The 9,063-nt window shown below is 65.6% G+C and carries 12 protein-coding genes; all 12 read left to right on the plus strand.

Annotated features, from left to right (window positions below; genetic code table 11):
- Positions 1-146 precede the first annotated feature (146 nt).
- The 12 genes from IPU70_RS08020 (at position 147) to IPU70_RS08075 (ending at position 9,024) form a co-directional block, all read left to right on the plus strand.
- Entirely contained in the window at positions 147-620 is a 474-nt protein-coding gene (locus IPU70_RS08020; RefSeq protein ID WP_207466521.1) for a DUF2280 domain-containing protein, read from the plus strand.
- Positions 571-2,154, plus strand: a complete 1,584-nt coding sequence (gene terL, locus IPU70_RS08025; protein WP_207466327.1) for a phage terminase large subunit — start codon at positions 571-573, stop codon at positions 2,152-2,154. The genes IPU70_RS08020 and terL overlap by 50 nt, the downstream gene beginning before the upstream one ends.
- Entirely contained in the window at positions 2,151-3,434 is a 1,284-nt protein-coding gene (locus tag IPU70_RS08030) for a DUF1073 domain-containing protein (protein WP_242702373.1), read from the plus strand. The genes terL and IPU70_RS08030 overlap by 4 nt, the downstream gene beginning before the upstream one ends.
- Positions 3,376-4,215, plus strand: a complete 840-nt coding sequence (locus IPU70_RS08035) for a phage minor head protein (RefSeq protein WP_207466329.1) — start codon at positions 3,376-3,378, stop codon at positions 4,213-4,215. Before IPU70_RS08030 ends, IPU70_RS08035 begins: the two co-directional genes overlap by 59 nt.
- Before the next feature lie 10 nt (positions 4,216-4,225).
- A complete protein-coding gene (locus IPU70_RS08040) occupies positions 4,226-5,314 on the plus strand; it encodes a DUF2213 domain-containing protein (RefSeq protein ID WP_207466330.1) in 1,089 nt (362 codons plus the stop codon).
- A complete protein-coding gene (locus tag IPU70_RS08045; protein WP_207466332.1) occupies positions 5,314-5,769 on the plus strand; it encodes a hypothetical protein in 456 nt (151 codons plus the stop codon). Before IPU70_RS08040 ends, IPU70_RS08045 begins: the two co-directional genes overlap by 1 nt.
- 59 nt (positions 5,770-5,828) lie before the next feature.
- Positions 5,829-6,788: a DUF2184 domain-containing protein gene (locus IPU70_RS08050; RefSeq protein ID WP_207466334.1), complete on the plus strand. Its 960-nt coding sequence runs from the start codon at positions 5,829-5,831 to the stop codon at positions 6,786-6,788.
- The gene (locus IPU70_RS08055) at positions 6,788-7,150 is read left to right on the plus strand and encodes a hypothetical protein (RefSeq protein ID WP_207466336.1); all 363 of its coding nucleotides are present in this window, start codon (positions 6,788-6,790) and stop codon (positions 7,148-7,150) included. Before IPU70_RS08050 ends, IPU70_RS08055 begins: the two co-directional genes overlap by 1 nt.
- A gap of 2 nt (positions 7,151-7,152) precedes the next feature.
- Positions 7,153-7,527 (plus strand): DUF4054 domain-containing protein, encoded by a 375-nt coding sequence (locus IPU70_RS08060; protein ID WP_207466338.1) that lies wholly within the window; start codon positions 7,153-7,155, stop codon positions 7,525-7,527.
- A complete protein-coding gene (locus IPU70_RS08065) occupies positions 7,517-7,969 on the plus strand; it encodes a hypothetical protein (protein WP_207466340.1) in 453 nt (150 codons plus the stop codon). Before IPU70_RS08060 ends, IPU70_RS08065 begins: the two co-directional genes overlap by 11 nt.
- Positions 7,970-7,972: 3 nt before the next feature.
- Entirely contained in the window at positions 7,973-8,341 is a 369-nt protein-coding gene (locus IPU70_RS08070; RefSeq protein WP_207466342.1) for a hypothetical protein, read from the plus strand.
- A gap of 158 nt (positions 8,342-8,499) precedes the next feature.
- Positions 8,500-9,024 carry a hypothetical protein gene (locus tag IPU70_RS08075; RefSeq protein WP_207466344.1) on the plus strand — a complete coding sequence of 175 codons (525 nt, stop codon included), beginning with the start codon at positions 8,500-8,502 and terminating at the stop codon, positions 9,022-9,024.
- Positions 9,025-9,063 lie beyond the last annotated feature (39 nt).

Below are 9,063 nucleotides of genomic sequence, written 5' to 3' on the forward strand. Positions count from 1 at the left end.
GGGAACATTCAGGACACTCCAATCCATTTGAGCGTGCGCGAGGCAGTGGGGGCAATTGAAAGCTGGCAGTCGATACTGTGGTTGCGTCATTGGTAGCCTCTATTTAGTGTAGTGGTTTGTAACATATTTCGATGCCTCCCTTGACCATGGCAAAGCTCACCGATGCGCACAAGCGCTTCATTGTCCAGGCCCTGGCTTGCTGGGACACCCCCAGCCAGGTCGCTGAGGCTGTCAAGGAAGAGTTCGGCCTGGACGTACCGCGCATGCAGGTCGCGCAGTACGACCCGACCAAGGTGGCAGGCCAGAAGCTAGCCAGGAAGTGGGCGGACCTGTTCGAAGCCACGCGCAAGCGCTTCCGGGAGGAGGTTGCCGAGATCCCCATCGCGGACCAGGCTTTCCGGCTACGTGCGCTGGGCAGGATCTACGAACGGCATATCAGCCGGGGCAATGTCGTCGGCGCGGCCGGCGTGCTGGAGCAGGCCGCCAAGGAGGTGGGCGGCGCATTCACGAACAGGCGGGAGCACACGGGCGCCGGCGGCGGCCCCATAGAACAGAAAACGGTGGTGGTCGATGGAAAAGAAGTCGCCGCCGCCGTCGCCGAGCTCAACCGCGACTATTGACCCCGCAGTCCTGCGCGCCACGGCCAAGGCCATGTGCGAGCAGGATCACCTGTTCTTCAGCCGGTATTTTTTCAAGCACCGCCAGGCCATCAAGTTCCGGGTCAACTGGCACCATGAACTGATCGCCGAGAAGGTGCAGGCCGTCATCGACGGCCGCATCAAGAACCTGGTCATCAACGTGCCCCCGGGCTCGTCGAAGACCGAGCTGGTCGCCATCAACCTGATGGCCCGCGGCCTGGCGCTGAATCCGCGCGCCCGGTTCCTGCACATCAGCTACTCCGACGACCTGGCGCTGCTGAACTCGCAGACGGCCAAGGAGCTGGTCCAGTCGGAGGAGTTCCAGGAACTGTGGCCGCTGAAGGTTGCCGCAGACGCGAAGAGCAAGAAGCGCTGGAACATCGAGGTCAACGGCCGGAAGGCCGGCGGCGTCTACGCGGTGTCGCTGGGCGGCCAGATCACGGGCTTTCGCGCCGGCCACATGGCGGAAGGCTGGCAGGGCGCCATCGTCATCGACGACCCGCTCAAGGTCGGCGATGCCTACAGCAAGCCGCGCCGGGCCAAGGCGAACCGCGATCTGATCGCAACGGTGAAAAGCCGTCGGGCGAATCCCGACACGCCGATCATCGTGATCATGCAGCGCCTGGCGCAGGAGGATGTGACCGGCTTCATTGAGGCCGGGAACCTCGGGCCGGAATGGGAACAGGTCGTCATCCCGGCGTTGATCGACGACGCATATGTGGCCGGCTTGCCGGCCGAGCTGCGGGCCAAGGTCGACAGCAGCGTCCGGGACGACAAGGGGCGCTTTAGCTATTGGCCCTACAAGGAGCCACTGGCGGAACTGCTCGCCATGGAGGCGGGCGCGGGTGCAGACAAGGAAGGCGCGCGCATCAGTCGCTACGTCTTTTCGGCGCAGTACCAGCAGCGTCCGGCGCCGCTAGGCGGGGACCTGATCAAGGGTTCCTGGTTCGGGCGATACACCGTGCCGCCACGGATCGTCGCGCGTAAGGTGTTCGCGGACACCGCGCAGAAGACCGCCGAGCGCAATGACTACAGCGTTTTCGAATGCTGGGGCCTGGGCGACGACGGCAAGATCTACTTGCTGGACCTGCTGCGCGGGAAATGGCAGGCGCCGGAGCTCAAGCGCCGTGCGCTGGACTTCTGGGCCAAGAACAAGCCGTTCAACCCGAAGCTCTCCGCGCCGCTGCGGCAGTTCCTTATCGAGGACAAGTCCAGCGGCACCGGTCTGATCCAAGAGATTGGCACGGGCGGGCGGATACCCGTGAAGGGCATCCCACGGGACAAGGACAAGTTCACGCGCTTCATGGACGTGCAGTCGTACATCGAGGCAGGGCTTGTTTGTATTCCGGAGGAGGCCCCCTACGTGGCGGACTTCGTGACCGAGTGCGAGGCCATCACGGCAGACGACACGCACGCGCACGACGATCAGGTCGACCCGATGGTCGACGCCATCAACGACATGCTCGCCACGGCGGGCAGCAACCTAGGGCGCTTCCAGGCGCTGGCAAGCACATGATGAACCAAGACGGCTACCTGAGCGCGGTGCTGGGTACGGCCATGCTCGACGTGGCTTCGGGCGGCCTCGGCGCGTTGGACGACCTGGCGATGTATGCCGAGGGCGGCCTGCCGGCGCGCGTGGTGGACATGATTCCGGACACTGCTGTGTCGCGCGGCGTGGACATCACTGGCGATGACCGGGTGCGGGGGGAACTGGACCGCCTGAAGGCGCTACCGGCGCTCGCGGACGCCTGGCGCTGGGCGCGTTTGACCGGCGGCGGGGCAATCGTCGTTATCGCCAGGGACCGGCGCTCGCTCCGGGACCCGCTGAATCTGGAGGGCCTCGACCAGTTGCTGGAGTTGAAGGTGTTCACGCTGGATGACGTTTCAGCCACTGAGAAGCGGTACTCGGATCCGAACGCGGCCAACTACGGCATGCCGGAACTCTATCGTGTGCGGACGCAGGGCGCGGGGGGAGCAGCGGCGGCCGAGTTCTTCGTCCACGAAAGCCGGTTGATCGAAATTCCGGGCGATCCGCTGCCAGCGAAGCTCAACCGCAAGGGCATTCCTTGGGCGGGCCGGCCGGCGGTGACCAGGGCTTTCCGTGCCATCCGCCGCTATGGGGAGGGCCTGCATTGGGCGCTCCGCTTGCTGGAAAAGAAACAGCAGGCCGTTCACAAGATGAAGGGCCTGGCTGAAGCGATCGAGGCTGAGCTGGAGGTGGCCATCCGAAAGCGGGTGGAGATGGTTGACTCGGTCCGGAACGCGCTCAACGGAGTGGCGGTGGACTCCGAGGACGATTATCAGATCCTCAGTTCCGACATGGGGGGGGTCAAAGACACCCTTGCGGAGTTCCAGATTGCTTTGGCCGCGGAAACCGGGATCCCGGTGACCCAGCTTTTCGGGCGCTCGGCCGCCGGGCTGAACGCCACGGGCGACGGCGATCTGGAAGCCCTTTACAACACCGTGGCCATGGGCCGCGAGGTGAAGGTCAACCCCGCCCTGGAGCGCTTGGTGTCGCTGATCCGCGCGCAGCGCGCCTTGGCCGCCGGCGAGGCGCGGGGGGAAGCCTGGTCCATCAAGTGGCCGGCACTCAAGCCTGCTACGGCGAAGGAAGCCGCCGAGGTCCGGAAGGCAAACGCCGACGCCCAGGCGCGCGAAATGGACGCGCTGAGTGCGGCGGTCGACAACGGCCTCAGTCAGGACCAGGCATTCGAGTACATGAAACAGGAAGGGCTCTATGGCCTCACCCCCGACGCCGGCGGCCAGTCGGCGAAGTCGTACGCCGCGGCCACCTAAGCAATGGCGCTATCCCCTGGGCGAGGAGCGCGACTACCTGCGCGCGCTGCGCACACAGGCGGAAGCCGCCGTCCTGGCGGTCGAGCGCTACGTGCTGCCCGAGCTGCCGAGGGTGCTCCGGCAGGATGACCTGCGCAACACGCCAGAGGGCGATGAAGGCTGGTTCGAGTCGTTGCGCCGCGCGTTCATGGACGCCCTGGGCGCTGCGGAGGTGGCCGACGGAAAGGCGCAGGAGCTGGTCGCGCTGGTGGCTCGGCGGGTCGAAAGGTACAACCAGGAGCAGTACCACCGCATGCTGCGGCGGGCCTACGGCGTGGATCTGTTCAAGGCCGAGCCGGGGCTGGCCAGGATCCTGCGGCCCTGGGAGGCCGAGAACATCGGCCTCATCAAGTCGATCCCGGAACAGTACCTAAACACGCTTCACGGGCGCGTCGTGGCCGCGGTACGTCAGGGCACGTCCCTGCGGGACATGACCACGCAGATCCGGGAGACCTACGACCTGCCGCGCAAGCGCGCGGAACTGATCGCCCGCGACCAAATCGGCAAGCTGAACGGCGATCTGACCGAGTACCGGCAAACCAACATCGGCGTCAAGAAGTACAGATGGCGCGGCGTGATGGATGAGCGTGAGCGCGACGAACATGTCGAGCGCGAGGGGCAGGAGTTCGAATGGGATAGCCCTCCGGCCGATGGCCACCCCGGTAAGCCGATTCGCTGCCGGTGTTGGGCCGAGGCTGTTCTGCCGGCGCTCGATGACCTGGACGCTCTGATAGTCCACTGAGGATAGAACCATGGTTATGCGATATGACCGGGCGCCGTTGAAAGCGACCCGGACGGACGAGGGCTACCTCGTCGACACGCCGGTGCTGACCCGCACGGGCGTTTTCGAGTACCGGGACGGCGCGGGGAAGGTCCGGCGCGAGTACCGGCCCCCGGAAGAAGTATTCAGCACCGATTCCATGAACAGCCTGCGGGGCAAGCCCATCACGGACGGCCACCACGGTGTCGTCACGGCAAAGAACGTTCGTTCCCACATGATCGGGACCGCGCTGTCGGAAGGGCGCCAAGACGGTCCTGAAAACATGGTTGGGGACATCCAAATTTTCGACACCGGCCCGGTGGATGCGGGCAACAAAGAACTGTCCCTGGGCTATGAGTTAGAGCTCGAAGAGACTCCGGGCGTTCTGCCGACCGGCGAGCGCTACGACTCCATCCAGAGAAACATCCGATACAACCACCTGGCGGTGGTGAAACGCGGCCGGGCGGGTAACGCGCGGCTCAACCTTGACGCGGCAGACGCCGTAACGAAAACCGAAGAGGAAAATGACATGAGCATGGTCAAGATCCGCCTCGATTCCGGCCTGTCGTATGACGCCGCGCCGGAAGTCGAGCAGGAATTGAACCGCCTGCGCACCGAGCTGAAGGCCGCCACCGCCAAGGTGGACACCGAAGCGGCGCGGGCGGACAGCGAAAAGGCGCGCGCCGATGCGGCTGAGGCGGGCATTGCCAAGGCGCGCGAGGATGCGCAGGGCGCCGCCTTGGCGCGCGTGAAGCTGGAGGCTACCGCCACCCAGCACAAGGTGGAGTTTAAGGCCGACACCGCCGACCGCGCGCTGCGTGAAGGTGTCATCAAGGCCATCCGCGGTGATTCCTTCGATATGGTGGGCAAGTCCGATGGCTACGTGGAAGCGGCCTTCGATCTGGCCGTCAATGATGTCCAGGCCCGCCAGGATGCGGTCGCGAATCAGCGCCGCGAGATGGGCGGTGGTCAACAGCCGGCGCCGGCCGGCAAGCAACGCGCCGATGGCGCCGAGCCGCCCGCGTCGGCGCGCTCGGCTCGCCAGGCCTATCTCTCGAACCTGAAGCAAGGAGGCGAATAATGCCCCCCATCTATGACGACCGCATGGACGTAGCCTACGCCGGCATGAAGGCGGACCTGGGCTTCGACGATGTCGAGACCTGCGCCGCTGCCGGCAACATTCTCCCGGGCGTGATCGTGGGCGACACCACCGGCGAGCGCATCGTCGCCGGTCCGGGCTCGCGCATCCGCGGGCTGGCCCTGCACACGCACACGGTCCCCCGCGATAGCGGTTATCGCGAGTTCGATGCGGTCAGCGTGCTGCGCGTGCGCCGTGGCTGGGCGAAGGTCACCACCGGCGGTGCCGTCACCAAGGACGGCCCCGTGAAGTGCGCGGCGGACGGCACGGTATCCGATGCCGGCGCCACGGCGGTGCCGAATGCCGTGTTCCGCTCTGGCGTGGTCGATGTGGCGGGCGGCAAGATCGCTCTGATCGAACTGCACGCGCCGTTCGCGCAAGCCCCGGCAGCCCCCTAAACCCCCGCGAAACTGATCAACCCAAGGCCCCGAAAGGGGCCTTTTTCATTGGGAAAACCATGGACAAACACGAGCATTACGACGAGGCCGACCTGCCGGCCGTGAAAAAGATCGTCGTGGCGCTGGCCGGCATGCGCGAGGACGAAGGCCTCTTCACGGCCCGCCAGCTGGACTACGTCAAGACGCGCACCTATGACAAGAAGCTGCCGCCCATGATCGGCCTGCAGCTGGTGCCGATCTCCACCGAGGTGCCGGAATGGGCCGAGACCTTCACGTACTTCATGTACGACGAGGTCGGCATGGCGAAGATCGTGGCGAACTATGCCGACGATCTTCCGCGCGCCGATGTCAAGGGCGAAGAAAAGGTCGCGCAGATCAAGAACATCGGCGACTCCTACGGCTACAGCGTGATGGAGCTGCGCGCGGCGGCGGCCAACCGTACCGACCTGCCCACGCGCAAGTCGATGGCGGCCCGCAAGGCCGTCGAGATCAAGCTGAACCAGATGGCGCTGATCGGCGACACGAAATTCGGCCTGTACGGCCTGGTGAACCACCCCAACGTTCCGCTGGTGGTGGGCCTGCACGGCGACTGGCTGAATCCGACCACGACGGCCGATCAGATCCTGGCCGACCTGGACATGATCTACGACGCGGTGGTCACTCAGTCCAAGAACGTGCATACGCCGACCCGCATCGTCATGCCGACCGAGCAGCGCAGCAAGATCTTCTCGCGCCGGGTTCCCGACGCCAACGGCAAGACGGTGGGCCAGTTCTTCCAGGATAAGCATCCCGGGCTGCAGATCATGGGTGCAGCCGAATTCAAGGGCGCGGGCGCCGGTGGCAAGGATCTGATCCTGGCCTACGAGTACAGCGAGGAAAACCTCGCCATGGAGCTGCCCATGCCGTTCAACCAGCTGGCGGCGCAAGCACGTGGCCTCGAACTGGTGGTTCCCTGCCTGGCGCGTGCCGGCGGGGTGGTCGTTTACTACCCGCTGTCCTTGGCGAAGGGGGAAATCTGATGCGCTATTTCATCAACACCACCAAGGCCGTCATCAACATTGGTGGCCACACCGTGATCGCGCCGACGAAGGCGGCAGCGGTGGATCCCGAGGCGCGCGGTGTGAAGGACCTGATCGACCGCGGCCTCCTGGTTGAAACGGACGCTCCGGTCGAGTCCGACGCTTCGAAGAAGCGGGGCGGCGCCGGCGACAGTTCGGGCGATGTCAAGGAGCCTTCCACGGTCAAGGAGCTGAAGGCTTGGCTGGATGAGCAGGGCGCGCAGTATGACGCCGCGGCGAACAAGGCAGAGCTGCAAGGGCTGTACGAAGCCCTGAAGGCCAGCCTCGCAGAGCAGAGCGGCGTCAGCACCACGGAGCAGTAATCATGGCGGCCACTATCGACGATCTGGACTTCCTGGCGCCGGCGGTGGCCCCCATGCCGACTCCGGACAAAGAGCGGGCGCTGGCCATGGCCGCCGACTACCGGCCGGCTTGCCTTCCTCCAAGGAAGCAGGACGAGGCCCAGCTTTGGTTTGCGGCGTGGCTGCTCTATGGCATCAAGCAGCAACGCTCCGCGGAAGCGGACGGCGTCCTTGCCCGGCCCGGCGTTGTGAGCGAGAAGGAAGGCGACCTGCAGCGCACCTACGGCAAGGTGGAAGGCGCGGCCGATCCGGCGGGCTTTCATGCCCAATACGAGCGCCTGGCGCGCGTGTGTCGCGTGGGCGCCGCCACCGTCAGGAGTACTCCCCGTGTCTGTTAAATCGATCGACAAGGGGCTGGGCGAGCACGTCCGCCTGGCCAAGGCAATCGACGGGCGTGGCGTGAAGTTCGGGATTCAGGCTGGGGCCGGCAAGGATCCAAAATCAGGCGCGGACCTGCTGGACATCGCAATCTTCAATGAGCTGGGCACCGAACACGTCCCGGCCAGGCCGTTCATGCGGGATTTCGCCGAGAAGAACGGCGAGGTGCTGGGCCAGGCCATGGACCGTATGGCGGGCGCTGTCCAGGAAGGGCGCCTCGGCGTCGACGCCGCGCTGGACCAGCTCGGAACCTTCGCGGAGAAGCACCAGAAGGCGCACGTGCAGCAATCCAAGAAATGGGCCGAGCCGAACGCGCCCGCCACGGTCAAGAAGAAAGGGAGCGATGTGCCTCTCATCGATCATGGCCTGATGGTGGGCGCGATTCGCTACGAGAAGGTGTGACCTATGAGCTTTCGACGACCGCATGTGGTCCGTACGCGGCTCCCCGGCCGCCACGAGCGGGGCCATTGGATAGATGGGGCGCCGGGACCGGACAAGGGGATTCTGGCGTCCGTGCAGCCCGCCAAGGCTGGCGACTACGACCAGCTGCAGGTGCACCCAGAAGGGCGCCGCGTCCGCGCGGCGGTGCGCATCTACACCAGCGCCGACCTGGTCGTCGCCGGGCAGGACTGGACAAATGGCGATCGCCTGGTCTGGGGTGTCGGGCCGCTCGCAGGGGAATACCAGGTGGTGGCCGTGTCGCCCTGGCAATCGGGGGTGATCCCCCATTTCCGATACTTGGCGGTCTTGCTGGCCGCCGACGAGTTGCAGTAGCCCAAGGACCTCGGCAGTCTGGATCGAGACCGGACGGGGCAAAACGTCCGGGAGGACTCCCCAGGCCCGGCTGGGCATTCCAGGCCACCGGGTAGGGCAGCATCGAGTCGGCGCTGGGCCGATAGCCCCATCGATGCGCAACGAAGGCAGGGATCACCATGGCACCTGAAGACCGCATTTTCGAGCTGATCGAGGCCGCCGCGGGCGCCACGCCGGTGATCTTCGCCAATGAAAACGGAAAACGGCCGGCTACGGCCTATATCGCCATGGCCGTGCACTGGGCGAAGATAAGCGCCGCTGAGGTAGGCCTGGTCGGTGATGACGGTGTGCAGCCAGTGCGCCAGCACGACGACGCGACGGTCGAACTGCAGGGCTTCGGCCCGGCTGCCTACGACGCGCTGGACGAACTGGCGCTGAAGTTGCGGCACCCTCTCTATGAGGAGCGCGCCGAGGCCCTGGGCCTGGCGCTCTTCGAAATTGGGCGTCTGCAGAACATTCCAGTCATGCGGGATGCCGTGCGTTTCGAGCGGCGCGGTTTGCTGGAACTGGGCATCCGCTACGCGCTGGTCCACTCCGAGCAGGTCGGATTCATTGAAACCGTGACCGGCACGGCGACCACCACCGGCGGCTTGACGCCTGCCATAGAAACCCCCTTTACCGCGACAGTTGCGGCCGCGCCGTAGCGGCCGCGTCGTGCAATCGCCATCCAGCCGCCATCAGGC

This window comes from Achromobacter sp. SD115 (assembly GCF_017355315.1).
Lineage (GTDB): Bacteria > Pseudomonadota > Gammaproteobacteria > Burkholderiales > Burkholderiaceae_B > Achromobacter > Achromobacter xylosoxidans_B.

Excerpts from the sequence above, each read along its gene's own strand:
- IPU70_RS08055 (WP_207466336.1), top strand. The coding sequence starts at position 6,788 with ATGCGCTATTTCATCAACACCACCAAGGCCGTCATCAACATTGGTGGC.
- IPU70_RS08040 (WP_207466330.1), top strand. The coding sequence starts at position 4,226 with ATGGTTATGCGATATGACCGGGCGCCGTTGAAAGCGACCCGGACGGAC.
- IPU70_RS08045 (WP_207466332.1), top strand. The coding sequence starts at position 5,314 with ATGCCCCCCATCTATGACGACCGCATGGACGTAGCCTACGCCGGCATG.
- IPU70_RS08075 (WP_207466344.1), top strand. The coding sequence starts at position 8,500 with ATGGCACCTGAAGACCGCATTTTCGAGCTGATCGAGGCCGCCGCGGGC.
- IPU70_RS08050 (WP_207466334.1), top strand. The coding sequence starts at position 5,829 with ATGGACAAACACGAGCATTACGACGAGGCCGACCTGCCGGCCGTGAAA.
- IPU70_RS08070 (WP_207466342.1), top strand. The coding sequence starts at position 7,973 with ATGAGCTTTCGACGACCGCATGTGGTCCGTACGCGGCTCCCCGGCCGC.
- terL (WP_207466327.1), top strand. The coding sequence starts at position 571 with ATGGAAAAGAAGTCGCCGCCGCCGTCGCCGAGCTCAACCGCGACTATT.
- IPU70_RS08035 (WP_207466329.1), top strand. The coding sequence starts at position 3,376 with ATGGCCTCACCCCCGACGCCGGCGGCCAGTCGGCGAAGTCGTACGCCG.
- IPU70_RS08030 (WP_242702373.1), top strand. The coding sequence starts at position 2,151 with ATGATGAACCAAGACGGCTACCTGAGCGCGGTGCTGGGTACGGCCATG.
- IPU70_RS08060 (WP_207466338.1), top strand. The coding sequence starts at position 7,153 with ATGGCGGCCACTATCGACGATCTGGACTTCCTGGCGCCGGCGGTGGCC.
- IPU70_RS08020 (WP_207466521.1), top strand. The coding sequence starts at position 147 with ATGGCAAAGCTCACCGATGCGCACAAGCGCTTCATTGTCCAGGCCCTG.